Origin of the sequence: Labrys sp. (in: a-proteobacteria) (assembly GCF_047605565.1) — a bacterium.
In the GTDB taxonomy this organism is placed as follows: Bacteria; Pseudomonadota; Alphaproteobacteria; order Rhizobiales; family Labraceae; genus Labrys; species Labrys neptuniae.
This window is the reverse complement of sequence record NZ_JASGFM010000012.1, coordinates 132,213-156,536: the sequence shown is the minus strand read 5'-3', so window position 1 is coordinate 156,536 and position 24,324 is coordinate 132,213. Positions and strand designations below refer to the sequence as shown.

The 24,324-nt window shown below is 62.4% G+C and carries 23 protein-coding genes and 1 pseudogene; 15 read left to right on the top strand and 9 right to left on the bottom strand.

Features of this window, described 5'->3' with window-relative positions; all coding sequences use genetic code 11:
- Positions 1-326 (top strand): annotated as a pseudogene (gene glmM, locus QM672_RS13615) (phosphoglucosamine mutase); the annotation flags it as partial.
- Between the two features lie 98 nt (positions 327-424).
- Here glmM and QM672_RS13610 read toward each other — a convergent pair.
- Together QM672_RS13610 and QM672_RS13605 are read right to left on the bottom strand one after the other, a co-directional pair.
- A complete protein-coding gene (locus QM672_RS13610) occupies positions 425-1,732 on the bottom strand; it encodes an MFS transporter (RefSeq protein ID WP_311932890.1) in 1,308 nt (435 codons plus the stop codon).
- Positions 1,733-1,757: 25 nt separating this feature from the next.
- A complete protein-coding gene (locus QM672_RS13605; protein ID WP_311932891.1) occupies positions 1,758-2,816 on the bottom strand; it encodes a histone deacetylase family protein in 1,059 nt (352 codons plus the stop codon).
- Positions 2,817-3,164: 348 nt separating this feature from the next.
- On the opposite strand from QM672_RS13605, the gene QM672_RS13600 reads away from it, so the two are divergent.
- Complete coding sequence (locus tag QM672_RS13600) at positions 3,165-3,746, top strand: dienelactone hydrolase family protein (RefSeq protein WP_311932892.1); 582 nt, start codon at positions 3,165-3,167, stop codon at positions 3,744-3,746.
- Positions 3,747-3,800: 54 nt separating this feature from the next.
- On the opposite strand, the gene QM672_RS13595 is transcribed toward QM672_RS13600, so the two are convergent.
- Positions 3,801-4,280, bottom strand: coding sequence for an SRPBCC domain-containing protein (locus QM672_RS13595; RefSeq protein ID WP_311932893.1), 480 nt, complete (start codon positions 4,278-4,280; stop codon positions 3,801-3,803).
- A gap of 545 nt (positions 4,281-4,825) precedes the next feature.
- Here QM672_RS13595 and rpsU (QM672_RS13590) point away from each other — a divergent pair.
- From rpsU (QM672_RS13590) to rpsU (QM672_RS13575), 4 genes are all read left to right on the top strand, one after another.
- On the top strand, positions 4,826-5,110 hold the full coding sequence (rpsU, locus tag QM672_RS13590; protein ID WP_415083155.1) for a 30S ribosomal protein S21: 285 nt from the start codon (positions 4,826-4,828) through the stop codon (positions 5,108-5,110).
- A 596-nt stretch (positions 5,111-5,706) separates the two neighbouring features.
- A complete protein-coding gene (locus tag QM672_RS13585; protein ID WP_311932896.1) occupies positions 5,707-6,612 on the top strand; it encodes a lauroyl acyltransferase in 906 nt (301 codons plus the stop codon).
- A 152-nt stretch (positions 6,613-6,764) separates the two neighbouring features.
- Positions 6,765-7,250 (top strand): hypothetical protein, encoded by a 486-nt coding sequence (locus QM672_RS13580; protein ID WP_367625049.1) that lies wholly within the window; start codon positions 6,765-6,767, stop codon positions 7,248-7,250.
- 120 nt (positions 7,251-7,370) lie between these two features.
- On the top strand, positions 7,371-7,661 hold the full coding sequence (gene rpsU, locus QM672_RS13575) for a 30S ribosomal protein S21 (protein ID WP_311932898.1): 291 nt from the start codon (positions 7,371-7,373) through the stop codon (positions 7,659-7,661).
- 587 nt (positions 7,662-8,248) lie between these two features.
- On the opposite strand, the gene QM672_RS13570 is transcribed toward rpsU (QM672_RS13575), so the two are convergent.
- Positions 8,249-8,458 carry a cold-shock protein gene (locus QM672_RS13570; RefSeq protein ID WP_311932900.1) on the bottom strand — a complete coding sequence of 70 codons (210 nt, stop codon included), beginning with the start codon at positions 8,456-8,458 and terminating at the stop codon, positions 8,249-8,251.
- 1,132 nt (positions 8,459-9,590) lie between these two features.
- Positions 9,591-9,800 (bottom strand): cold-shock protein, encoded by a 210-nt coding sequence (locus tag QM672_RS13565; RefSeq protein ID WP_149250444.1) that lies wholly within the window; start codon positions 9,798-9,800, stop codon positions 9,591-9,593.
- 299 nt (positions 9,801-10,099) lie between these two features.
- On the opposite strand from QM672_RS13565, the gene QM672_RS13560 reads away from it, so the two are divergent.
- Positions 10,100-10,561 (top strand): cupin domain-containing protein, encoded by a 462-nt coding sequence (locus QM672_RS13560; RefSeq protein ID WP_415083151.1) that lies wholly within the window; start codon positions 10,100-10,102, stop codon positions 10,559-10,561.
- A gap of 25 nt (positions 10,562-10,586) precedes the next feature.
- On the opposite strand, the gene QM672_RS13555 is transcribed toward QM672_RS13560, so the two are convergent.
- The 4 genes from QM672_RS13555 to QM672_RS13540 all read right to left on the bottom strand — a co-directional run bounded on the left by QM672_RS13555 (position 10,587) and on the right by QM672_RS13540 (position 13,453).
- On the bottom strand, positions 10,587-11,057 hold the full coding sequence (locus QM672_RS13555; RefSeq protein ID WP_415083150.1) for a GFA family protein: 471 nt from the start codon (positions 11,055-11,057) through the stop codon (positions 10,587-10,589).
- Between the two features lie 50 nt (positions 11,058-11,107).
- The gene (locus tag QM672_RS13550; protein ID WP_415083148.1) at positions 11,108-11,671 is read right to left on the bottom strand and encodes a GNAT family N-acetyltransferase; all 564 of its coding nucleotides are present in this window, start codon (positions 11,669-11,671) and stop codon (positions 11,108-11,110) included.
- Positions 11,672-11,735: 64 nt separating this feature from the next.
- Complete coding sequence (locus QM672_RS13545; RefSeq protein ID WP_311932908.1) at positions 11,736-12,503, bottom strand: ABC transporter permease; 768 nt, start codon at positions 12,501-12,503, stop codon at positions 11,736-11,738.
- Positions 12,503-13,453, bottom strand: a complete 951-nt coding sequence (locus tag QM672_RS13540; RefSeq protein WP_367625045.1) for an ABC transporter ATP-binding protein — start codon at positions 13,451-13,453, stop codon at positions 12,503-12,505. The genes QM672_RS13545 and QM672_RS13540 overlap by 1 nt, the downstream gene beginning before the upstream one ends.
- A gap of 99 nt (positions 13,454-13,552) precedes the next feature.
- Here QM672_RS13540 and QM672_RS13535 point away from each other — a divergent pair, with 99 nt between their 5' ends.
- From QM672_RS13535 to QM672_RS13500, 8 genes are all read left to right on the top strand, one after another.
- Entirely contained in the window at positions 13,553-15,358 is a 1,806-nt protein-coding gene (locus QM672_RS13535) for an amidohydrolase (RefSeq protein WP_415083145.1), read from the top strand.
- 221 nt (positions 15,359-15,579) lie between these two features.
- Entirely contained in the window at positions 15,580-16,641 is a 1,062-nt protein-coding gene (locus QM672_RS13530) for a sn-glycerol-3-phosphate ABC transporter ATP-binding protein UgpC (RefSeq protein WP_311932912.1), read from the top strand.
- A 237-nt stretch (positions 16,642-16,878) separates the two neighbouring features.
- Positions 16,879-18,549, top strand: coding sequence for a sugar ABC transporter substrate-binding protein (locus tag QM672_RS13525; protein WP_415083142.1), 1,671 nt, complete (start codon positions 16,879-16,881; stop codon positions 18,547-18,549).
- 208 nt (positions 18,550-18,757) lie between these two features.
- Complete coding sequence (locus tag QM672_RS13520; RefSeq protein WP_415083140.1) at positions 18,758-19,864, top strand: carbohydrate ABC transporter permease; 1,107 nt, start codon at positions 18,758-18,760, stop codon at positions 19,862-19,864.
- Positions 19,865-19,880: 16 nt separating this feature from the next.
- Complete coding sequence (locus QM672_RS13515) at positions 19,881-20,801, top strand: carbohydrate ABC transporter permease (protein ID WP_311932916.1); 921 nt, start codon at positions 19,881-19,883, stop codon at positions 20,799-20,801.
- 182 nt (positions 20,802-20,983) lie between these two features.
- On the top strand, positions 20,984-22,150 hold the full coding sequence (locus QM672_RS13510) for a phosphoserine transaminase (protein ID WP_311932917.1): 1,167 nt from the start codon (positions 20,984-20,986) through the stop codon (positions 22,148-22,150).
- A gap of 157 nt (positions 22,151-22,307) precedes the next feature.
- Positions 22,308-23,897 carry a phosphoglycerate dehydrogenase gene (gene serA / locus QM672_RS13505; protein WP_311932918.1) on the top strand — a complete coding sequence of 530 codons (1,590 nt, stop codon included), beginning with the start codon at positions 22,308-22,310 and terminating at the stop codon, positions 23,895-23,897.
- 73 nt (positions 23,898-23,970) lie between these two features.
- The gene (locus tag QM672_RS13500) at positions 23,971-24,312 is read left to right on the top strand and encodes an ADP-ribosylation/crystallin J1 (protein ID WP_311932919.1); all 342 of its coding nucleotides are present in this window, start codon (positions 23,971-23,973) and stop codon (positions 24,310-24,312) included.
- Positions 24,313-24,324: the final 12 nt, after the last annotated feature.

The following is a 24,324-nucleotide window of genomic DNA, read 5'->3' as shown; positions in this document are numbered from 1 at the left end:
CCACCGGCGACGGCCTGGTCGCCGCCTTGCAGGTGCTGGCGGTGCTCAAGAAGGCAGACCGTCCCGTCAGCGAGGTCTGCCACCGCTTCGACCCGCTGCCGCAGATCCTCAAGAATGTGCGCACGGGTGGCGGCAAGGTGCTTGATGATCCCAAGGTCGCCAAGGCAATCGAGGGCGCGCGCAAGCAGCTCGGAGACAGCGGCCGCCTGGTCATCCGTCCTTCCGGCACCGAACCGGTCATCCGCGTCATGGCCGAAGGCGACGACCGCGTCAGCGTCGAGACTGCCGTGGACGAGGTGATCGAGGCCATTACCAAGGCAGCGTGAGTCGGGGAGCGGGTCTTCCGACCCGCTCGAAACATCGCGTTCACGAAACATCGCGTTCACCGGAAAGGCGGGTCAGAAGACCCGCCCCCAAAGCGCCTTCAGGACCGGACCTGCTCCTCTTCGATGGGCAGGAACAGGCTCGACAGCAGAGTAAGCCCGGCGATCACCATGAAGAGCAGCGACAGCGGCAGCCACTGCACGCCATAGGTCTTGACCAGCCAGACCCCGACGACGGGCGTCAGGCCGCTGAAGATGGCACCGCTCAGCGACGAGCTCAGGGAAATGCCGGTATAGCGCAGATGCACCGGGAAGGCGCGTGTCAGGAAAGGCGCCATCACGGCATAATGGGCGGCGACGAAGAAGGTGCCGACCAGGATGCCGATGCGAATATTGCCGAGATCGCCGGTGACGATCAGCATCATCATCGGGATGGCGAAGACGAAGGCAGCGGCCGACATCGCCACCAGCAAAAAGCGTTCGTTGAACCGGGTGGCGATCCAGGAGCCGAACGGAAAGGCGATGAGCTCGAGCACGCCGACCCAGAAGATCACGTTCAGGATGTCGGATTTGGAGATGCCGAGCGACTCGGTGGTGAAGGTCGTCATCAGCGTGGTCAGGAAGTAGAAGCCGGCGACCCCGAGCAGGCACAGGCCCATGCCGAGCAGGAGCGTATAACCGCGCGTGCGGAAGATCTCCTTGGCCGGCACGATGTCGTCCTGCGGCGCTTCCTGCAGCCGCTTGATCAGTTCCGGGCTCTCTTTGATGCCGGCGCGGATGGCGAAGGCCACGATGATCAGCACGGCGCTGGCCAGGAAGGGAATGCGCCAGCCCCAGGCGAGAAAATCCTCGCGCGGCAGATCCGAGACCGTGCGAAAGGCGAGCGCGGCCAGCATCAGGCCGATCGGGCTGCCATATTGCGGGGCCGAGGCCAGGAAAGTCTTCCATTTCGGCGGTGCATGCTCGGCGGCGATCAGCACCGCACCGCCCCATTCGCCGCCAACCGCAACGCCCTGGATCAGGCGAAGCGCGATGAGCAGGATGGCGGCGCTGATGCCGATCGAATTATAGCCGGGCAAGAGGCCGATCAGCACGGTTGCCCCGCCCATGAGCAGGAGCGTGATGATCAGCGAGTTCTTGCGCCCGACCTTGTCGCCGAAATGGCCGAACAGCAGGGCGCCGACCGGACGGGCCACGAAGCCGATGGCGAAGGTGCCGAGCGAGGCGATGATGCCCATGAAGCGATCTTCGGACTTGAAGAAGACATCGCCGAAGACCAGCGCCGCGGCCGTGCCGTAGACGTAGAAATCGTACCATTCGATCATGGTACCGACGAAGGCGCCGAGTGCGGCACGGATCGGCTGGCGCTCGGGCGCCTGTTGGGCGCCGGCTGTCACAGTCTGTGTCATGATGGTCCTCGTCTCGATTTCTGGATCAGCGTGACGGCCGGGCCGTGCGGAACGCCGAGACGAAGCGCGGCGCAGCTTCCGACACCGCACTGAGCGAATAGCCGCCCTCCTGTACGATCACGACGGGAAGGGGCAGCGCACCCCAGACGGAACCGATCGCCTCATAGGCGGCGGTGGTCACGGCCAGCTTGGACAGCGGATCCTCGCGATGGGCATCCCAGCCGGCGGACACCACCAGCGCCTCGGCCCCGAACGCCGTCACGGCAGCGGCCAGCGCCCGGTTGGCTTCGACGAAGGCCTCGTCGCCGCTGCCTTCGGCCAAGGGCAGGTTGAGGTTGGTTCCCACGCCCGCGCCCTCACCCGTCTCGTCGGCATAGCCGGTGTAATGGGGGTAGTAGCTGGATGGGTCCGTATGGGTCGAGCCAAAGAAGACGTCGCCGCGGCTGTAGAAGATCGCCTGCGTGCCATCGCCATGATGGGTATCGAAATCGATGATGGCCACGCGCTGATAGCGGGCGCGCAGCCGCTCGGCGACGATGGCGGCATTGTTGAAGAAACAGAATCCGGCCGCGCGATCGACATAGGCGTGATGCCCCGGCGGGCGGCAAAGCGCGAAGCTGTCGAAGGCGCCGGCGATGAGATCGTCGGCGGCCGCCACGGCGCTCTGGGCCGACAGATAGGCGGAGGAGAAGGTGTGCTCCGTCATCGCATTGGACAGGCCGTTGATGTACCAGCCCGTCTGCCCGAGAATGCCCTTCGGGCGCGGGGCAGGACGCGGGCGGAAGGCCGCGTCGGCGCCCTGATAGGGGCTGACGGCCGGCAGGACTTCGGGCCCGGCATTGGGCAGTTCCTGGAAGCGCCGATAGGCCGTCTCCAGGAAGTCGACATAATGGCCGGCATGTACGGCCTCGATCGGCGCCCGACCCGCATCTTTCGGCTCCTCGAGCGTCAGACCGAGCGCCGTGAGAGACCCGACCAGGGTTTGCGCGCGCTCGGGATTTTCAAGGGCGCTGCCGATACGACCATTGATCATGTATTGGGTCGGCCGATGGGCCATCTGCCTGTCGGAAAAGAACAATTTCATCGAGCAACACTCCGGGCAACGAATGCGAGGCCCCAAAGCATTTTCCAGAAAAGCCGGCCGATCTTTCGGCTGAGAAAATGCGTCAGAACAATAAGTCAGAGGAAAAATACGATTCGGATGAATCGAACTTTGCCCCAATCTTGCAGAAGCTGGCGAGAATGCCACCCATCCGGCTGCCGGTCCTGTGAATTGGACTGGCGAAAGGAATATGCCGGAATTGCAGTCGGTGGTTCCACATTCACCGACGCCCTCGTGAATGCTGCGAGAGAGGAGCGCTGTTCTGCAGGACCTTCAATTTGCAACATTGGCGTGGTTAGCTGGCGGCGTCACAGGCAGCGGGGAACGACGATGGCCGAGATTCTGCTGTTTCACCATGCCCAGGGCCTGACCGCTGGCGTGCGAGCATTCGCCGACGCATTGCGTGCCGCCGGCCATCGCGTGCATGCACCGGACCTGTTCGGCGGGCGCATCTTCGCCAGCATCGAGGAAGGCCTCGCTCATATCAATGAGGTCGGCTTCGACGCCATGCGGGCTCGTGCCGAGCATTGCGCCGACGGCCTACCTTCGGACCTGGTCTATGCCGGCTTTTCCTTCGGCGTGGTGCCGGCCCAGAAGCTCGCGCAGACGCGCCCGGGCGCCCGAGGCGCCCTGTTCTTCTATTCCTGCCTGCCGATCAGCGGCGAATGGGCGTTCGGCCCCTGGCCGCAGGGCGTTCCGGTACAGATCCACGGCATGGACCGGGATCCCATCTTCGTCGGCGAAGGCGACATCCAGGCGGCGCGCGAGATCGTCGGGAAAGCCGAGGATGCGGAACTGTTCCTCTATGCGGGGGACCAGCATTACTTCGCCGACAATTCGCTGCCATCCTTCGACGCGGATGCAACGCGGCTGCTCACTCGGCGGGTGCTCGATTTCCTCGACCGCATCTAGAGCAAGGCGCGCCAATGGGAACGCGCCCTGCTCCAGAACCGGCCAAACCGCATCTCAGCGGGTCAGCAGCTGCTCGCTTTCCGTGATGGCCTCGCCGACATTGGGGCGACCCGCGCCGGTGGCAATCAGGTCCCGCAGGCTGCCACTGACATAAGTGTGCCAGCCGTCCGAACAGGCGTCATAACATTCATAGTCGGGCACGAGCCCCAGATGAGTGAAGGTGACCTCGGTCTGCTCGCCCTTCCTGGCGATCTCGAAAAGGATGTCGGTGCCTTTCCACTCGGACCTGTCCTGCGTGAAGCTGAAATAATTGTCGAGGACGTGCCAGACGACCCTGCGGTTCGGGATCAACTCTCGCACCTGGATCTCGCAGCGATGCAGATCCTCGTAGCGATATTTGAATTTCTCGCCGACCCGGCTGGTCTCGCCTTCGATGGTCTCCGACCACCAGCCGCGCACATTGCTGATGGCGGCGAATGCCTGCGCCGGCGTCTGGTCGACCGTGAAACTGGTGGTGTAGCTGCGATCCGTCATGGCTGTCTCCCGTTGCTTGGTTCGATGACGGGATTGTAGGAAGGCCCGGCGAACGGCGTGAGTTACAAGCATGGCGGGATTCGGCGCGTTTCAGCCCACACCCCTTCCAACGCCATGCCCGCCATTCAGGATCGGCCTGTGAAGCCCGGGTCAATCCTGGACGGCCGGCGGACAAGATGTATCGAACCGTGCGGTCATCCGATCCTAGCTATCCCACAGTGAATGGTGTACAACTCCAAAAATTGGAGCGGAGCCAGTGCGTGAGATGCTGGCCTGATTGAGACACGCTCCACGATCGGCGGATTGACCGAAGCTCTTGCAGCATCCTGCCTGCAGGCTGCGATTTTTCCAGGAAACTGCAACTCTTCTCCCGGCCCCGCCGTAGCGCGCCGTGGGATGGGTAAGTCCGTGGCTGGCAATAGGGAAAGGTGCCCGCCGCCTTCAGTCCCGACCGATCAGAACGGTTGATTGGTGCAAGACGGTTACGATTCATCTTTGGGCCGGCGATGCGTTCGGCCCTTTTGTTTTTGGTATTTGGAGTTCGTATGCTGATACTCGTTCGTGAGAACAATATTGAACAGGCGCTCAAGGCCCTGAAGCGCAAGCTGGCGCGCGAAGGCGTCCTTCGTGAGCTGAAGCTGCGCAGGGCTTATGAAAAGCCGTCCGAGCGCAAGGTGCGCGAGAAGGCGGAGGCAGTCCGCCGCGCGCGCAAGCTCGCTCGCAAGCAAGCCCAGCGCGAGGGCCTTCTGCCCGCCCCCAAACCCAAAGCTCAGTCGCGAGGACGAGGCGGCCCACCCAGAAGTGCGGCCCCGACCGTCACCAGGACCTGATTGTCGCCGGCTCGACGCGTCGCGGATCGCGATATTGGCGGCACGGCGAGCGCCTCCCGACACCTCCAGAACATCCAAGGAGGAGTGAGTGATGAAGCATGCGTTTGAGGTCGGCGATATCGTCACCCTTCATTCGTCCATCTCAAGGCACGAGGAAGGCCCTTATCAAGTAACCCGGCAAATGCCCGCAGACGGCCCCGAGCCCGCTTACAGGCTCAAGGGCGTGGCGGATTCCCGCGAAAGAGTGGCTCGGGAACATGAACTGCGGGCTTCCAGGCAAGGCGCGGGTGCGATGGCGGAGCCGGGTCAAAGTTCCTTGAGGCCCACGCGGACGAGGCCGACGCGGCGATCGCCATGAGGTAGGCTGGGAAGGGGTGCAAATCTCGGATGGTCCTCCAGGTGGAGGGCTGGCCGTCTGTGGTCTGGGCGCCGGGTCCGCGCCGAGTCCCCGAAAGAACAGGCCTCGGGCGCAGATGCCGGTATAGGCAAGGTTGGTGGCCTCACAATCCTCCACAGCCGAGATTCGGGCCCACGACCTTGATGCGTCGCCGCGACATTCGGTCGAACCGGCGATATCGGTTACGATGATGGTAAATTTGTCAGATATATCCAACGTGATCCCGTCGGAAACAGGGCGCAGCTGGCGCAACACCAAGCACGCCGCCGAATATATCCTGCTGCGCGGCCTTGTGGGCCTGCTTCACCTCTTGCCACTCGATTTCGGTTCCTGGGCCATGGGGTCCCTATGGCGCCTGGTCGCGCCGCGACTGCGCCGCCACGAGCGCGCCTTGCAGCACCTCGCCGCGGCGTATCCGGCAAAGAGCGCCGCCGAGATCGACGCATTGGCGCGTGCCATGTGGATGGATCTGGGACGAACATTCGCCGAAAGCCTGATGGTGGATCGCATCGTCAAGGCCGGACGGGTCGAGGATGCGAGCGGCCCGTTGATCGAGGCGGTGAAGGCCAGCGGCAAGGGCGTGGTTTTCGTCTCGCTCCATACCGGCAATTGGGAACTCGTGGTCATCCCGACGGTGACGAATGGCATCAAGGTCGCCGGCGTCTATCAGCGCATGAAAAATCCGAAAGTCGACGATTATGTCGCGCTGGTGCGCCGCGACCGCTATCCGCGCGGGCTTTTCGTCAAGGGCGCGGATACCGGCAAGAAGCTGCTGCGCATCGTGCGTGGCGGGGGTGCTATCGCATTGCTGGCCGATCTGCGCGACCGCAATGGGCTCTCCGTGCCATTCTTCGATCGGCCCGCCCCTTCGACCACCTTTCCGGCCTTGCTTGCCAGGGGAAGCGATGCGCTGCTGGTCGCGGCCCGCGTCATCCGTACGCGCGGCGTGCGCTTTCGGATCGAGGCCGAGATTCTCGACATGCCCCGCACCGCCGATCGGAATGCCGATATCGACGCGGCAACGCACCAGATTCATCGGCTCTTCGAAAAATGGGTGCGTGAATATCCCGAGCAATGGATGTGGGCGCACCGCCGCTGGGGCTAGACACCTGGCGCTCCTTCATCGAGGGCGGTCGCAATTGGTAGGATGGTGCAGACGCTCAATATTTCAAAGAAACCGTAAATTTATCCCGCCGCCATTCTATCTTAATTTTAGATATATAATGACAAATCTGGAATTTAGTGATAGTTTGACATATGTCAAAATTGGATTTTTGCATTCCTTCTGAGCTTTTTGTAAAATCAAAGTCCACTGGATGGACTCGAAATTCTGTAAAATATCGCCGGTTTGACAGCCTCGCCTCTGCCGTAAAATTTGCCGTGGACGAGTATGGGGCCAATCTTAACGGGGTCTCTATTCACACAGACACGAGCGAATACACAGGCTCCGCCATTCGCTCTCTCTATGACGATGAACACTATCCTCTGAAGGGAAAGCATGCCGTTCAAGCCGGTGCCAAAAACACCTCGCGTTCGGCTAGTGGGGAGCCCGGCCCGACATGTCACAAATTCGGGATCGGTGACACCGTCGTCTATTTGCGTCCCGGCCTGGTGGGGCAGAGTGGGTATTACGAGATCGTCAATATCCTTCCCGTTGAAAATGCCGAGCCGGCCTATCGCATCAGGAGCAAGAGTGAGCGGCATCTGCGCGCAGTCAAAGAGCATGAGATAGCGCGCGCCTGACGGCTTGATCCTGAACGGCCAAATCCGATCGACACAACACCGAATAGATCGAGCTTTTGGAGCAATGAACGATGTTCGAGATTGCTCCCATGTCTACCCAACCAAAAAGGAGATGACTCATTGCAGGTGCTGGTGCGGGACAACAACGTCGAACAGGCCTTACGCGTACTCAAAAAGAAGCTGCAGCGAGAGGGCCTCTTTCGCGAGATGAAGCGCCGCCGGGCCTATGAGAAACCGTCCGAAAGGAAGACTCGGGAAAAGGCCGAAGCGGTGCGCCGGGCTCGCAAGCTCGCGCGCAAACAAGCTCAGCGCGAGGGGCTTCTCCCGCCTCCGAAACCGCGTGAAAATGCGGCTAAGCGCAGCGGTCCAGCGAGAGCCCCTTCACCGGCGAAGCCCGCTCAGGTTTCCTGACATCTTTCAGTTTCCCCCTTGCGATGAACCGCGCTGTCATTGCAAGGGAATGTTTCGCAACGATTATATCGCTTTGGGCAAGTGGATCGCAGATGGCTGTTCCACTTCCCAATTCAGGCAACGCCCAGGGAAAGGCGACGGCGAAGCCTGTTACCCCTGTCGCGTGTATTGGCCATGCCCACCGCTATCGTGCCAACTGGAAGACTGGTCCTTTGATGGCAGCCTGATCGGGGAATCCTATCGGAGCGAAGCGATGGTGATCTTATGGGCTCTCGAGGAGAGAGATTGGCCGCCGGTCGGGCTCGTGGTGAGGAACGATGATCGCTACTCGATCCAATGGCCTTGCACGGGCAATGAAGCGAGCATGCACTTGGCCAAGCTCAAAGTACCCGTGACGACCGACATTCTGCTTGGCGTGGCTTATGACCAAACCAATGATGCTACCGGATGGCGGATGAGGCGCCGAGGGAGTTGATGGTCATTTTACTGGCCGATGCAAAAAAGGCCGGGTGTGAACCCGGCCTCTTCAGAGCGCCTCAACAGACCATGCCGGTACATCCGTGGTCAAAAGACTGCAGACGCTGGTTCTACACGGTCTGCAGGTTGTCTGCAGAGGCCTTGCCGCTGCGGCTGTCCGTGACGACGTCGAAACTGACTTTCTGGCCTTCGCGAAGGTCCGACATGCCAGCCCGCTCGACGGCGCTGATATGGACGAAAATGTCCCGGCTGCCATCTTCAGGAGCGATGAAGCCATATCCCTTCTGGGAGTTGAACCATTTGACAGTACCCGTGCTCACGACGATTTCCTTTCAATCGACATAGATAAACCTGCCGCGTTGATGCAGCAGGCGCTAAATTTCTACCGAAATTGTCGGAGGGAATCGTCAAAGGCAATTTGAAATTGCCTGGGAATTCATCAGCAAGATCGATAATTCTCTATATATATTGTAAATTTTCAAAAAAATATAGGCGTAAATTTATTTTTTTATTGAAAGGCCGCATGAAGGAATTATCTTGCTTTTTCGGCATGATCATCTGATTGCGGTGATCGGGCGCCCTCGCGCTATTCACCTGCCCTGCGGAAGGCAGCAAAGGCCGGCAGCCCTGCGATGTCCTTGCCAGGATTACCGCGCATGTTCGCGATGAAGCCCCAAGCACTTTTGGCATTGAAACTGGAAGGCCGATACAGGGAATGACCGTCATACAAGGGTAGCTCCGGCCAGAGGCTCAGTGGTTCGCATCCCCCTGGCCGGCTCCCACCGGGAGAGAGCGAATCCCTGCGACCAGTCCAAATACATCCATCGGATATGCGGCAGCGCGTCCGATAAATCGAGGGATTCGCTGAATGGCATTGAAATGCCCCCAGCAGGTCTATTTGGCGCGGCTGGCCCAATGGATCAGGGGGACGGCAATACGCTGAGTCGATTGACGATCTTCATGGCGCTCAATTCGGACTCCCGGACCCTCCGCTCAAAAGGCTCCCCTATGCTCTTGATCCTGTAGATGGGCTCCGATCCATCAGCTGGTAACAGCCGGATAATTTCATAAGCCTTGTCTTGCTGACGGATGGGAGCAAGCTTCAAGATAACAAGATCGCCAATTCCGAAAGTGTGTATACCCATCCCCTGTCCTTTGTTTCGGTCGTGTTCTGGAATGGATTCGACGCTGACGCCCCATCTTCTCTTGAATCGGATTTCGGCGTGCGACGAAGTAGGTCAGGAAAGTGGAATGCCTTGAGTTTTGGGGTAGAAAGACTTGCGGACGAGCTTAAGGCCCGCCGCATCATGTCTGCCTCTATTTTGATACTTTCATGCGACCGACATTCCTCGTCGCCAATGACGATGAGCAAGAATTCTCACTTGGGATGCTAGGCCTGATGAGCAATTGTCGAAGGCAATGTCATCAAGCACCCGCAGCAACCTACCGGGTTCAGCCTACCCTAAGGTCGCCGGCCGAAGATTTTCCCGTCTTGCGGTCACGAACCAACTCGAAGCTAATCTTTTGGCCTTCCGCCAATTCCCGCAAACCCGCACGCTCCACAGCGCTCACATGTACGAAAACGTCTGGTGTTCCATCGTCCGGCTGGATAAATCCATATCCCTTGGTGGAATTGAACCACTTCACAGTACCTGTGCTCATATCGTGCCCTTCTTAACTTCCTTCGCACCTTCCAGGTGGAAGACCATGCCAAATCACGTCGGTGAAAGGCTGGTTGATTCAAGGGCTTATTGGCCGCTGAAGATCGAGGTCACCGGCCATAATCGACTTCATCAGTGTGCGCCGCACGTCGGAGCCCGTCAAGCCGCAAGTGACAATGGCTTCTCACCGCACCTGAACCTGCGGCATCCATGCCCCCTTTGATCAAGAGCCTGGAAAAGGCAAGATGGCCGCTCTGCTGCCGTCGTCGCCCCGACGGCCGTGACACCCGGGAGTTTGCCATGCCCAAGGTCGACCTTGCCACCGTCCCCAAGCACCAAGGCTCAGGCTATCCGTCGCCCTTCGATGCTCCCTGCGTGGAACGGGTCCGCCAACGCCTCGGCAATGCCGGCGGTCTCCAGGACTTCGGCATCAACCTCATGCAGCTGCCGCCGGGCAACTGGTCGAGCCAGCGCCACTGGCACACGGCCGAGGACGAATTCGTCTATGTGCTGCAAGGCGAGTTGACTCTCGTCGAGGATGGCGGCGAGACGATCCTGCGTGCCGGCGATTGCGCCGCCTTTCCCAAGGACTCGGGCAATGGCCATCACATGATCAACAGATCCGGTGCCGTGGCGCACTATCTCGAAATCGGCTCCCGCTCACCCGCCGACGTGATCCATTGCTCCGACATCGACATGATGAGCCCCAGTTCGGACGGTCGCTTCCTGCACAAGGACGGCACGCCCTATGCCGAGACCTGAAAGCAATCCCAGCCGCCGGTATCGATCAACGCCCTGTGGCAGGCGCCTCATCCGCCTGACGCAAGGCGATATGCTCGGCAAATTCGGCGATCAGGGGTTGGTACATCTCGGGCGCCGGATAGTGCTCGAAACTATGACGGGCCGGCGTCGAGGCCCAGGACAGCTTCTCCGCAGTGAAGGTTTCGATGAACGGCTCCGTCCATACCGCTTCGGCCAGCATGGTCGGGCGGACATTGACGAAGAAATCCATGCCCTCGGGCCTGGTGAACAACCAGCTCTTGCAGTGGCCGCAGTAGAAATGCCTCGTCGGTCCATGCAGGGCGCCGATCACGGGCTCGCCGCGGGTGACCCGAAAGCCTTCAGAAGGAATTGCCGCGCTGAGGGAATAGGCGCTCCCGGTCATCTTCTGGCAGCCGCGGCAATGGCAGGCCATGGTCATCAAGGGCGCAGCAGCAACCTCGAACTCGACCTGCCCGCAGCGGCAGCTTCCCGTCATCGGTGGGTTGATTCGGCATGCTTGCACCTTCCCGGCCATGGCTGTGATCGTTACGCCCCTGCTACTGCGCCGCCGTTGGAATGTCGAGCCGGGGTATCGGTCTCACCCAGCCAGCCCTCGAACAGCGTAACGACAGAATTATGATAGGTGACGTCCGGGCCGGCCTCGAGACCGAGCTTTTGGGCGATCCGGATCGAAGCAGTGTTCTCAGGCGCAATGATCGCCGTGACCCTGCGGCCGGGATGCATGCCGCGCGCCCAGTCGAAGGCGGCCTGGCCTGCCTCGAAAGCGATGCCCCGGCCATGGGCGTGGGAGGCGAACACCCAGCCCGCCTCCAGCGAGCCTACCAGGCTTGGCTCGATGTCGCGCATGGCATCCTGGAAGCCGGTCATGCCGAGATAGCGCCCGCTCGCCTTCTCGATCACCGAGAAATAGCCGAAGCCGAAGAAATGCCAGGTGCCATGGGCCTGGAGAAAACGCTGCCACATGTCCTCGCGGCTGCGCCTACTGCCCGAGATGTGCCGGTAGACTTCCGGCTCCGCCCACATCGCGGCATGGGGCTCGAAATCGTCGAGAATGGGTTTGCGCAGGAGAAGGCGCGGTGTTTCGATCATTATTTCAAATCTCGCTTTGCCATGAAATCGCCGCCCGCTGCGAGACGGCTCCTGGAAGCTTCGCTCACACCTTGATCCGCCAACCCGTGCGGAAGATCAGCGCGATCACGGCCAGGCACAGCAGCATGAAGACCAGCGTCATGCCCAGGCTCTGCCCGAAATCGACATCGGAAGCGGAGGCCCCATAGAAGGCCCAGCGAAAGCCGCTCACCAGATAGAGAACCGGGTTGACGTAGCTGACGCCCTGCCAGAAGTCGGGCAGCATCTTGATCGAATAGAAGCTGCCGCCCAGGAAGGTCAGCGGCGTGATGATCAGGGTCGGCACGATCTGCAGTTTTTCCCAGCCATCGGCCCAGATGCCGATCAGAAACCCGAACAGGCTGAAGGTCACCGAAGTGAGTACCAGGAAAGCCAGCATCCAGAACGGATGCTCGATGGAATAATGCGAAAAGGGCCAGGCGGTGATGAGGATGATGAACCCGAGCAATATGGATTTGGAGGCGGCCGCGCCGACATAGCCGATGACGATCTCCACCACCGAGACCGGAGCCGACAGCACTTCGTAGATGGTGCCGATGAATTTCGGCATGTAGATGCCGAAGGAGGCATTGGAAATGCTCTCGGTCAGGATCGCCAGCATGACCAGGCCGGGCACGATGAAGGCGCCGTAGTTCACGCCGCCGACCGTGGGCATGTGGTTGCCGATGGCCGAGCCGAACACGATGAAATAGAGCGAGGTCGAGATCACCGGCGAGGCGATCGACTGCAGGAGCGTGCGGAAGGTCCGCGACATCTCGAAGACGTAGATCGCGCGAATGGCGTGGATGTTCATCAATGCGCCCCTACCAGGCTGACGAAGATGTCCTCGAGCGAGGATTGGCTGGTCTGCAGGTCCTTGAAGCCGATACCGGCTTCGCCGACATCGTGGAGCAGGCGCGAGAGCACTTCCGGATCGTCCTTGGCATCGAAGGTGTAGACGAGCTGGTTGCCGTTGTCGGCGATATCCAGCCGATAAGCGGCAAGCGCCGTCGGCACCGCTTCGAGGGGCTGCTGCAGGCTGAGCGTGAGCTGCTTCTTGCCGAGCTTGCGCATCAGCTCGGTCTTGTCCTCGACCAGGATGATCTCACCCTTGTTGATCACGCCGATGCGGTCGGCCATCTCCTCGGCTTCCTCGATATAGTGGGTGGTGAGGATAATGGTCACGCCGTTCTCGCGCAGCCCGCGCACCATCTCCCACATGTCGCGACGCAATTCGACGTCGACGCCCGCCGTCGGCTCGTCGAGGAAGAGAATGGTCGGCTCGTGCGACAAGGCCTTGGCGATCATCACGCGGCGCTTCATGCCGCCCGACAGCGCCATGATCTTCGAGTCCCGCTTCTCCCAAAGCGAGAGGTCGCGCAGGATCTTTTCGAGAAAGGCCGGATTGGGCGGCTTGCCGAACAGGCCGCGCGAGAAATTCACCGTCGCCCATACCGTCTCGAAGGCATCGGTCGACAATTCCTGCGGCACCAGCCCGATCTTGGTGCGGGCGGCCCGGTAATCCCTGACGATGTCGGAGCCGTCAGCACGGATCGTACCGCTGGAGGGATTGACGATGCCGCAGATGATCGAGATCAGCGTGGTCTTGCCGGCCCCGTTCGGCCCGAGCAAAGCGAAGATCTCGCCGCGACGCAGGGTGAGATCGATCTGTTTCAGGGCCTGGAAGCCCGTCTTGTAGGTCTTGCTGACGCCGGACACCGCGACGATGACGTCCTCGGCGGACGGTGAATTGTTGGCTTTCATGCGTGCCTCCCTGCGGGGAAATGGCGTCTTTCCAAACCAAGTGCAACCATGTTTCTTCAAAGACGCTGGAGACCGGGAGGGGTCTTAGGGGGAATGAAGATGATTAGCCACAGCCTGAAGGCAGGCTTGTTCTGTATGGCCTTCACCGCAATCTCGGCACTCGGTTCAGCCGGCGCCAATGCCCAGGAGAGCAGACCTGCCGATACGGTTTACCTCAACGGCCCGATCTATACGGCCGACAGCAAGGACAGCATGGCCGAAGCCCTGGCCGTGCGCGAAGGACGGATCGTCTTCGTCGGTACGGGCGCGGATGCCAAGTCCCATATCGGCCCCAAGACCAAGGTGGTCGATCTCGGCGGTCGCATGGCCATGCCCGGCCTCATCGACGGCCATATGCACCCCCTCGGCGGCGGCAAGAGCCTGACGGGATGCAATCTCAACTATGCGGCCCTGACCCTCGACCAAACCCTGGCCGCCATCCAGGCCTGTCTCGACGCGGAGCCGAACGCCTCCGCCGACGCCTTCCTGATCGTCAACAACTGGTTCCGCCAGAAGATGCTGCCGGCGGGCACCGACATGGCCCGCGGCGAGCTCGACAAGCTCAAGACCAAGCGCCCCATCCTGGTGATCAATTTCGACTACCACTCCAAGCTCGCCAACAGCCGAGCCCTGGCGCTCGCGGGTGTCACCAGGGACACCCCCGATCCCAAGGACGGCAAGATCGTGCGCGACACCGCTGGCGAGCCGACGGGCATGCTGGAGGATGGCGGTGACGCACTGGTGATGGCGGCGATGCCCAAGCTCTCGCCCGAACAGGAGGCCGAGCAGAACCTCACCTTCGGGCGCACTGCGCTGGAGGCGCTGCGCAAGGGCGGCATCACCAGCTTCCTCGAAGCGGCCGCCGACGAGGGCGAGATGACCGCCTGGGCGACCCTGCAAAAGCGAGGCGAGTTGACGGCGCGTGCCCATCTGGCGCCGAAGCTGGCCACCGACACCGACCAGAGTGCCGACGCCCACGTCCAGCGGGTCCGTACGCTCGCCGCCCGCTTCGATCAGGGGCCGCTGCGGGCCGAACCCGGCATCACGCTGCGCAACGCCAAGATCTTCATGGACGGCGTCATCCAGGCACCGGCGCAGACCGGCTATACGCTAGCTCCCTATTTCGTCAACAAGGGCAGTGTCGACAAGCCGGACTGGCAGCCGGGCACGGAGCGCGGCGCGCTCTACGTCCAGCCCGACCGCCTTACCCCGCTGCTGATCGGGCTCGCCGAGGCGGGCATCGATCCCCATCTGCACACGGATGGCGACGGTGCCGTCCATGTCACGCTCGATGCGATCGAGGCCATGCGCGCCAAGGTACCGGGCAAGGACATCCGGCCCGCACTGGCGCATAACGAGATGGTGGATCCGGCCGACCTGCCGCGCTTCGCCAAGCTAGGCGCCATTCCCGTGCTCTCCTTCCAATGGGGCGCGGCCTCGCCCGACCAGGTGGCGGCCATCAAGGAGCAGGCCGGACCGAAGCGCCTGCCCTTCGTCGAGCCCTATGGCCAGATCTTCAAGGCTGGCGCGCGAGTGGCTTTCGGCAGCGACTGGCCGGTGGATCCGCTCAACGAATGGTATGCCTTCCAGATCGCCGTCACCCGCAGCGACCCGAGCAATCCGGGCAAGCTCAACGCCGATCCCGGCCTGACCATCAGCCAGGCGCTCAGGGCCGCCACAATCGACGCCGCCTATGAGCTGCATCAGGACGAGGTCACCGGTTCGCTGGAGCCCGGCAAATTCGCCGATCTGATCGTGCTGGACCGCAACCCGCTCAAGATCCCCGTGGAGGAGGTTTCCAAGACCGAGGTGCTGCTGACGGTGGTGGGCGGCAAGGAGGTCTACCGCGCCGAAGGGTTCAAATAGGAGAAGTCATCCCGCACGCATTGCAGCGCGAAGCGATGTGATGCAGATGCGGGACCGCCCTCAAGAGAAGGCGCCTTTCTCCTCTCGCGGTCCCGTGTCTGCGCCGCACCGCTTCGCTCTGCAGCGCGCACGGGATGACCATAGCCCTACCCTTGCCGAACAGCGAAGCATTCGGCTACCAATCCTCGTCCGACAAATCCAGTCAGAGGGAACCTCGCCGCATGGCCTCAGTCGATGTCGTCGACGTCAAGAAATCCTATGGCGCCCAGAAGGTGATTCATGGCGTGTCGATCAATATCGAGGATGGCGAGTTCGTCACGCTGGTCGGGCCTTCGGGCTGCGGCAAGTCCACACTGCTACGCATGATCGCCGGTCTGGAACCGATCACCGAGGGAACCCTCAAGATCGGCGACCGCCTCGTCAACGACCTGCCGCCGCGCGATCGCGACATCGCCATGGTGTTCCAGAGCTACGCGCTCTATCCGCACAAGACCGTGGCCGAGAACATGGGCTTCGCGCTCAAGATCCGGAAGACGCCGAAGGCCGAGATCGACGAGCGGGTAAAGCGGGCGGCCGAGATCCTCGACCTCGGCCCCTATCTGGCGCGCTATCCCCGCCAGCTTTCCGGTGGCCAGCGCCAGCGCGTCGCCATGGGCCGGGCCATCGTGCGGGCGCCGCAGGTGTTCCTGTTCGACGAACCGCTCTCCAATCTCGACGCCAAGCTGCGCGTGCAGATGCGTGCCGAGATCAAGGAACTGCATCAGCGCCTGAAGACCACCACCATCTATGTCACCCACGACCAGATCGAGGCCATGACCATGGCCGATCGCATCGTGGTGCTGCATGACGGCATCATCGAGCAGATCGGCTCGCCGCTGCAGCTCTACGACCGCCCGGCCAATCTGTTCGTCGCGGGCTTCATCGGTTCGCCGGCCATGAATTTCATCAAGGGCCGGCTGGAAACCAGCCCCGCGCCGCGTTTCGTCACCGATGACGGCGTGGAATTGCCTGTCCCTTCAGCGCCGGCCGGCAGCGAGGGCCGGCGCGTCGTCTACGGTATCCGCCCCGAGCACTTTTCCCTCGGCGGCAACCTGCAGGCCAGGATCACCGTGGTGGAACCCACCGGGGCCGAAACCCAGGTCTTCGCCCAGCTCGGCGAGCAGAGGGTGCTGGGCGTCTTCCGCGAGCGGGTTACCGCCGGCTCGGGCGAGACCCTGGCGCTTCAGCCCGATCTTGCCGCCGTGCATCTTTTCGATGCCGAGACGGGTTTGCGGTTGAACTGAGATTTCCGGATGCACGGACGTCCCGTTCGTTCTTGGAATCATCGCGCGCGTTGCAAAAAGAACCGCCAGGATGCCCGTGCACCGGAATGGTCTGACCTTTTTGTTGACGGGAAAACAAGGCCTTCCTAGCATCCTGCCGCTCCGCCACAACCACGCGTTGTCGGAGCGGTTCGAAGAAACATCCCTGCTGCCAGACAGCCAAGAACAAGACGAGCCATCCAGACCGGGAGAATCGACGTGAAAACGGAAGACTACAACCATCTTCTCGCCCTGCAGGCGAGCCGCCGCGGGCTGCTCAAGAGCGCCGCAAGCGTCGGTGCATTGGCCGCGATGGGCAGCCTGGGCGTCACCGCCACCATCGAGCCGGCCATGGCGGACGAAGCCAGCGACCTCAGGGCCAAAATCCTGCAGATCCCCGGCGTCGGCAAGGGTTCGCCCACCGATGCGGACTGGCAGAAGGTCGGCGAACTCTGCCTCGGCGCCACCAAGGCCTCCATCAAGGAAGGCGAGTTCAAGGGCGTCGAACTCTCCTTCATGGGGCTCAACAACCAGAACCTGCACAACCTGCTGTTCCGCGGCTTCCTCAAACCCTGGGAGGCCTATACCGGCGCCAAGATCAACTGGATCGATCTCGCCCAGGCCGACTACAATCCCCGCCTGCAGCAAGCCATCGCCACCGGCACGGTCGATTTCGACCTGCTCGAGATGGGCGCCCCCTTCGAGGGCGACGTCTGCGGCAAGGGTCTGGCGTCGGAAATGCCGGACTGGGTCAAGAAGCAGATCGACATGGACGATCTGGTCTCCTACCTCAAGCCGCCCGTCGGCACCTGGGACGGCAAGCAGTATCGCGTCACCATCGACGGCGACACCCACAATTTCAACTACCGCACCGACTATTTCAAGGACGAGGTCCTGGCCAAAGCCTGGAAGGAAGCCGGCAACAGCACCGAATGGGCGGTGCCGCGCACCTGGCAGCAGGTGCAGGCGGTGACCAAATTCCTCAAGGGCAAGCAGGTCGACGGCCAGGACGCCTATGGCTATCTCGACGCCTGCAAGGCCTGGGGCGGTTTCGGCTTCTACTTCCTCGGCAGCCGCGCCACCGCCTATGCCAAGCATCCCGACGACAAGGCCTGGCTGTTCGACGTCGACACCATGAAGCCGCGCATCAACAACCCGGCCTGGGTGCGCGCCATCCAGGACGTGCTCGACGCCCTGCCCTCCGAGCCCGCCGACCAGCTCAACGCCGACCCCAACACCACCGGCTTCCAGCAATTCCTCGGCGGCACCGGCTCGATGTGCGTGTGGTGGGGCGACATCGGTTCCAACGCCAAGACCAACGACTCCTCGGTCATCGGCGACAAATGCGGCTTCGACATCCTGCCCGGCTCCGACGACGTCTACAATTCGAAGACCGGCAAGTGGGACAAGCTCGCCAGCGGCCCGAACTTCGCGCCGAATCTGGCCTATCTCGGCTGGGGCGTCTATGTGATGGCCCGCGTCGACAAGGACGAGAAGAAACACAAAGCCGCCTGGAGTGCCGCCGCCCATCTCGGTGGCAAGGACCTGGCGCTGTGGACGGCGGTCTATCCCTCAGGCTTCCAGTGCTATCGCAACAGCCAGCACAATATCGACGAGTGGGTGGCGGCCGGCTACGACAAGGCCTTCATCTCCAACTATCTCGACTCGCAGTTCAACTCCTACAACCACCCCAACGGAGCGATCGAGCCGCGTATCCCCGGCATCTTCCAATATTACAGCCTGGCCGAGGACATCCTCGCCAAGATCTATGCGGGCCAGCTCAAGGCCCAGGAAGGCGCCGACCAGATCGCCGCCGCCTGGGAGAAGCTGACCGACCAGATCGGCCGCGAGAAGCAGATCAAGCTCTACAAGGCCTCGCTGGGGCTGTAGTCTAGTCCAGTCGAAAACACGTTCCCTTGCTAGGAGAATCTCCTTCTCCCCTTGCGGGAGAAGGTCCCGGCAGGGGGATGAGGGGTCTTGCGACCTATCCTGAGTCTGCCGCAGCCACCCCTCATCCGGCGCTTCGCGCCACCTTCTCCCACAAGGGGAGAAGGCGGGCGCCGCGCTTTTCAATCCTGTTTCGCGTCCTGGGGACCAGATGCCGCCGACCTCGTCTGCAACCGCTACACACATCCCAAGCTCCGTCCCGAGCGGCCGCATCCTCCTGGGCCGCGTCCTGATCGGCCTGGCCTCCGTACTCCTCGTCGTTGCCGCCCTGGTGCAGTTCCTGCACGAGAACCAGGGCCTGGCCCTCGGCTTCGACAATTGGCGTCCCGTGCTCTACGCCTTCGTGCTGTGGTCGGTGGCGCTCGGCGTCGGGCAGGTGCTGATGCGCGGGGAAGCGGGCGAGCGGGCGCTGTTCATCCTGCCGGCCGTGCTGTTCACCGTGGCGATGGTGATCTTCCCCACCATTTTCGGCTTCTATATCGCCCTGACCGACTGGAATCTCTCCTCCTTCGCCGGCCAGCGCTTCAACGGGCTCGACAACCTCGTCGCGCTCTTCCACGACCCCGATTTCTGGAACGCCCTCGCCAACATGGTGTTCTACGTGCTGATGGTGCTGGTGGAATACGCCATCGCCTTCGGCCTCGCCCTCCTGCTCAACGCCGAGATCAGGGCCCGCAAATTCTTCCGCGTCGCCTTCCTCCTGCCCTTCATGCTCAGCCCCGTGGCGGTGAGCTGGATGGTCGGCAAATCGATGATGGAATATCGCTACGGGCCGGTGGCGCGGCTGATGCGGGAGCTGGGCTGGTCGCAGCCGACCTTCTTTACCCAGCCCTGGATCGCCCGCCTCTCGATCGAAGCGATGGATGCCTGGGTCTCGATCCCCTTCCTGATGATCCTGCTGCTCGCCGGCCTGCAAGCTTTGCCCAAGGAGGTGATGGAAGCCTCCAAGATCGACGGCGCCTCGGGCTGGCAGCAGTTCAAGGAGATGATCTTCCCCCTGATGCTGCCCGTCTCGATCACGGCGATCGTGCTGCGCATCATCTTCAAGCTCAAGCTCGCAGACATCGTGATCAACACCACCTCCGGCGGCCCGGGCGGGGCGACGGACACCGTGTCGAGCTTCATCTATCGCGAGTATAGGGACCGCTCGAATGTCGGCTACGGCACCATGCTGGCGATGTTCTATCTGGTGGCGATCATCGTCTTCGTCACAGTGCTCCTGAACATCGCCAACCGCTTCATGCAGCGCAGCAGCTGATCGGGAAGGGATCGACATGACGACGACAACCATCCCGACCGCCGTGCCCCGCGACACCGCCTTTCGCCTGACCACCGTGCTGAGCCGCGTGCTGATCTATGGCGCGCTGGTCGCCTGGGCCTTCATCTGCCTGTTTCCGATCTACTGGACACTGACCACCTCGATGAAATCGGCGGTCGACGTCACCCAGGGCCATCTCATTCCGTGGCTCGACTTCCAGCCCGACTGGAAGGGCTGGCGCTCGCTCGGCCTGTCGCCCGATACGCTCGGCTCGACCTCGACGGTGCGCTCGGAATTCCTGTCGCGCTTCCTGAACAGCGTGATCACCTCGCTCGGTTCCTCGCTGCTCGCCGTGGTGATCGGCTCGCTCGCCGCCTATGGCCTCAGCCGCTTCCAGTACAAATTCGGCTGGATGCGCAACCGCGACATCTCCTTCTTCTTCCTGTCGCAGTTGATCCTGCCACCGGTGGTGCTGGCTTTGCCCTTCCTGGTGCTCTACCGCGAGCTCGCTTTGCTCGACACCCGCATCGGCCTGATCCTACTCTACACCCTCACCGTGCTGCCGATCGTGATCTGGATCATGCGCGACCAGTTCGACACCATCCCCACCGAGCTCGACGAGGCCGCTTTGGTCGACGGATTGTCACTCTGGGGCGCCTTCTGGCACATCATCCTGCCGATCGCCCTGCCCGGCATGGTCGCGGCCTTCATCCTGGCGCTGGTGCTGACCTGGAACGAATATTTCTTCGCTGCCCTGCTGACCTCCTCGGATGCCAAGACGTTGCCGGTGATGGTGGCCAGCCAGACCGGCTCGCAGGGCATCAACTGGTGGTCGATGGCGGCGCTCGCCACCACGGCGATCGCCCCGCTCGCTCTGATCGGCATCTTCCTGGAGCGCTACATCGTCAAGGGCCTGACGGCCGGCTCGGTGAAGTGACGGGGAGTACCAGGGTGGCCGTGGCGTTTCTGCCACGGCCGCGCGATCGAAAGGCTTACGCCAAAGTTTCCTCTATCCGACCATCAAAAGTCTCTTGACGCCATCCCCGCCGCAGCGCATACGGGCTGCGGGACATTCCTCCCCAACGAGGAACGCCCATCTGCGAGGATGGAGACATCGCGATGACACTGCCAATGCCAGCGGCCAAGCCCGCTGTTGTCAACTTTTCGTCCGGCCCCTGCGCCAAGCGCCCCGGATGGACCCCCGAAGCCCTGAAATCCGCCGCCCTCGGCCGCTCGCATCGTGCGAAGCTTGGCAAGACCAAGCTTGAGCAGGCAATCGAGCTGACCCGTGACGTGCTGGGCGTGCCGGCGGACTACCGCATCGGCATCGTGCCGGCTTCCGACACGGGCGCCGTCGAGATGGCGCTGTGGTCGCTGCTCGGCGCCCGCGGCGTCGACGTGCTGGCCTGGGAATCCTTCGGCGCCGAATGGGTCACCGACGTCGTCAAGCAGCTGAAGCTCACCGATGCCCGCATCTTCAAGGCCGGCTATGGCGACATCGTCGATATCAGCGAGATCGACGCCAAGAACCGCGACATCGTCTTCACCTGGAACGGCACCACTTCCGGCGTGCGCGTGCCCAACGCCGACTGGATCCCGGCCGATCGCGAAGGCCTGACCATCTGCGATGCCACCTCGGCCGCCTTCGCCCAGCGTCTCGACTGGGCCAAGCTCGACGTCACGACCTTCTCCTGGCAGAAGGCCCTCGGCGGCGAAGCGGCCCATGGCATGCTCGTCCTTTCCCCTCGCGCCGTCGCCCGGCTGGAAAGCTATACGCCGGCCTGGCCGTTGCCCAAGATCTTCCGTCTGACCAAGGGCGGCAAGCTGATCGAAGGCATCTTCAAGGGCGAGACCATCAACACGCCGTCGATGCTCTGCGTGGAGGACTATCTCGACGCGCTGAACTGGGCCAAGGCCACGGGCAGCCTCGACGGGCTGATCGCCCGCGCCGACGCCAATCTCGCCGCCATCGAGCGCTTCGTCGAGAAGACGCCCTGGATCGACTTCCTGGCCAAGGATCCGGCGACCCGCTCCAACACCTCGGTCTGCCTGAAGGTGGTGGACGAGAGGGTGGCGGCCCTTGCTCCCGACGGGCAGGCTGCCTTCGCCAAGGCGCTCTCCTCCGCCATCGAGGCTGAGAAGGCGGGGCTCGACATCGGTTCCTATCGCGATGCCCCTCCGGGCCTGCGCATCTGGTGCGGCGCCACGGTGGAGACCGCCGATGTCGAGGCCCTGATGCCCTGGCTCGACTGGTCGTTCCACAAGGCAATTGCCACGCTCGGCTGAATTCTTCCCTGGGACCGCCGGCATCCTGCCGGCTCTTCGGAAACACGACGTTTCCGGAATGAGGCCGACAAGAGATCGGCGGCCCCAGCAGCATCATCTTCTGCAAAGAATCCCGTTTCCATAAGCGGGCAGATGCCCGCGCTCCAGGAGAGCTTCCATGACTGCTCCCAAAGTCCTGATTTCCGACGCCCTCTCCCCCGCCGCCGTCCAGATCTTCAAGGATCGCGGCATCGAGGTCGATTTCCAGCCTGCCCTCGGCAAGGACAAGGACAAGCTCGCCGAGATCATCGGCAATTATGACGGCCTTGCCATCCGCTCGGCCACCAAAGTCACCTCTGCCATCCTCGCCAAGGCCACCAACCTCAAGGTGATCGGCCGTGCCGGCATCGGCGTCGACAATGTCGACATCCCGGCCGCCACCGCCCGCGGCGTGATCGTGATGAACACGCCCTTCGGCAATTCCATCACCACGGCCGAGCACGCCATCGCCATGATGTTCGCGCTGGCCCGCGAGATCCCCGCCGCCGACGCCTCCACCCAGGCCGGCAAGTGGGAGAAGAACCGCTTCATGGGCGTCGAGATCACCGGCAAGGTGCTCGGCATCATCGGCTGCGGCAATATCGGCTCGATCGTCGCCGACCGCGCGGTGGGGCTGAAGATGCGCGTCATCGCCTTCGACCCGTTCCTGAGCGCCGAACGCGCGCTGGAACTCGGCGTCGAGAAGGTCGAACTCGACGATTTGCTCGCCCGGGCCGAGATCATCACCCTGCACACGCCGATGACGCCGCAGACCCGCAACATCCTGTCGCGCGAGGCGCTGGCCAAGACGCGCCCGGGCGTGCGCATCATCAACTGCGCCCGCGGCGGCCTGGTCGACGAGGAAGCCCTCGCCGAGCTCCTGAGATCCGGACATGTCGCCGGCGCCGCCCTCGATGTCTTCGTCGAGGAGCCGGCGACGGCGAACCCGCTATTCGGCCTGCCCAATGTCGTCTGCACGCCGCATCTGGGTGCCTCGACCACGGAAGCCCAGGAGAACGTCGCCCTGCAGGTCGCCGAGCAGATGTCGGACTACCTCCTGCGCGGCGCCATCTCCAATGCCGTCAACTTCCCCTCGATCACGGCGGAAGAGGCCCCGCGCCTCAAGCCCTATATCTCGCTTGCCGAGAAGCTCGGCTCCTTTGCCGGCCAGCTCACCGAGACCGACATCAAGACCATCCGCATCGTCTATGAGGGCGATGTCGCCCACATGAAGATCAAGGCACTGACGTCGGCCGCGGTGGCGGGCCTGCTGCGCCCGGCCCTGGCCGACATCAACATCGTGGCCGCCCCCAGCGTCGCGCGCGAGCGCGGCATCGTCATCGAGGAGACCACGCGCGAGAAGACGGGCGACCACGACAGCCTGATCACGCTGGAGGTCGAGACCGAGAACCTGACCCGGGCCGTGGCCGGCACCATCATCGCCGGCACCAAGCCGCGTATCGTGCAGATCAAGGGCATCAATGTGGAGGCGGACCTGCTGCCACGCATGCTCTACATCACCAACCACGATCGCCCCGGCTTCATCGGCCGCATCGGCACGCTGCTCGGCGAGAACGGCATCAACATCGCCCATATGCAGTTCGGCCGCGATTTCGAAGGCGGCAATGCCATCGCCCTGGTCGGCATCGACCAGGTGGTGGGCGAAACCCTGCTCAAGGAAATCAACACCATCCCGAACGTGGTGCAGGTGAAGGCGCTGACTTTCTGAGACAGCGATCATCATTGACAAGGCGCCGGTGCCTGCTGTCGTCGACAGGGCGCCGGCAAAGGGAGGATGTGATATGGACGGCGTAACACTCTGGCGTCCAGTCGGTCCGGCGGAGTTGGCGCTGATCCAAGCGAGCGGAATGAAGGCGTTTCCGCCACGCCTGCCGGACCAGCCCATCTTCTACCCCGTCACGACGCACGCTTACGCGGTGAAGATTGCGCGAGACTGGAATGTACCGGCCAGCGGCTCCGGTTTCGTGACCCGTTTTGACGTCGATCAGGCCTTCCTTGAGCGCTATGCGGTCCAGGATGCCGGTGGCAAGGATCACCAGGAATACTGGATCCCGGCCGAAGATCTTCCCGCCTTCAATGCCGCGATCATCGGCGAGATAAAGATCGTCGATTCATTTCCCTGAGCGGAACCTTGC

What these genes read in the sequence shown, in the direction of transcription:
- QM672_RS13595 (WP_311932893.1), bottom strand. Translation starts at nt 4,280, where the DNA reads ATGACGGATCGCAGCTACACCACCAGTTTCACGGTCGACCAGACGCCG.
- QM672_RS13610 (WP_311932890.1), bottom strand. Translation starts at nt 1,732, where the DNA reads ATGACACAGACTGTGACAGCCGGCGCCCAACAGGCGCCCGAGCGCCAG.
- QM672_RS13605 (WP_311932891.1), bottom strand. Translation starts at nt 2,816, where the DNA reads ATGAAATTGTTCTTTTCCGACAGGCAGATGGCCCATCGGCCGACCCAA.
- QM672_RS13550 (WP_415083148.1), bottom strand. Translation starts at nt 11,671, where the DNA reads ATGATCGAAACACCGCGCCTTCTCCTGCGCAAACCCATTCTCGACGAT.
- rpsU (WP_415083155.1), top strand. Translation starts at nt 4,826, where the DNA reads ATGCTGATACTCGTTCGTGAGAACAATATTGAACAGGCGCTCAAGGCC.
- QM672_RS13580 (WP_367625049.1), top strand. Translation starts at nt 6,765, where the DNA reads ATGTCAAAATTGGATTTTTGCATTCCTTCTGAGCTTTTTGTAAAATCA.
- QM672_RS13530 (WP_311932912.1), top strand. Translation starts at nt 15,580, where the DNA reads ATGGCCTCAGTCGATGTCGTCGACGTCAAGAAATCCTATGGCGCCCAG.
- QM672_RS13565 (WP_149250444.1), bottom strand. Translation starts at nt 9,800, where the DNA reads ATGAGCACAGGTACTGTGAAGTGGTTCAATTCCACCAAGGGATATGGA.
- serA (WP_311932918.1), top strand. Translation starts at nt 22,308, where the DNA reads ATGACTGCTCCCAAAGTCCTGATTTCCGACGCCCTCTCCCCCGCCGCC.
- QM672_RS13535 (WP_415083145.1), top strand. Translation starts at nt 13,553, where the DNA reads ATGATTAGCCACAGCCTGAAGGCAGGCTTGTTCTGTATGGCCTTCACC.
- QM672_RS13560 (WP_415083151.1), top strand. Translation starts at nt 10,100, where the DNA reads ATGCCCAAGGTCGACCTTGCCACCGTCCCCAAGCACCAAGGCTCAGGC.
- QM672_RS13520 (WP_415083140.1), top strand. Translation starts at nt 18,758, where the DNA reads ATGCCGCCGACCTCGTCTGCAACCGCTACACACATCCCAAGCTCCGTC.
- QM672_RS13510 (WP_311932917.1), top strand. Translation starts at nt 20,984, where the DNA reads ATGACACTGCCAATGCCAGCGGCCAAGCCCGCTGTTGTCAACTTTTCG.
- QM672_RS13500 (WP_311932919.1), top strand. Translation starts at nt 23,971, where the DNA reads ATGGACGGCGTAACACTCTGGCGTCCAGTCGGTCCGGCGGAGTTGGCG.
- QM672_RS13555 (WP_415083150.1), bottom strand. Translation starts at nt 11,057, where the DNA reads ATGACGGGAAGCTGCCGCTGCGGGCAGGTCGAGTTCGAGGTTGCTGCT.
- QM672_RS13540 (WP_367625045.1), bottom strand. Translation starts at nt 13,453, where the DNA reads ATGAAAGCCAACAATTCACCGTCCGCCGAGGACGTCATCGTCGCGGTG.
- QM672_RS13600 (WP_311932892.1), top strand. Translation starts at nt 3,165, where the DNA reads ATGGCCGAGATTCTGCTGTTTCACCATGCCCAGGGCCTGACCGCTGGC.
- QM672_RS13515 (WP_311932916.1), top strand. Translation starts at nt 19,881, where the DNA reads ATGACGACGACAACCATCCCGACCGCCGTGCCCCGCGACACCGCCTTT.
- QM672_RS13545 (WP_311932908.1), bottom strand. Translation starts at nt 12,503, where the DNA reads ATGAACATCCACGCCATTCGCGCGATCTACGTCTTCGAGATGTCGCGG.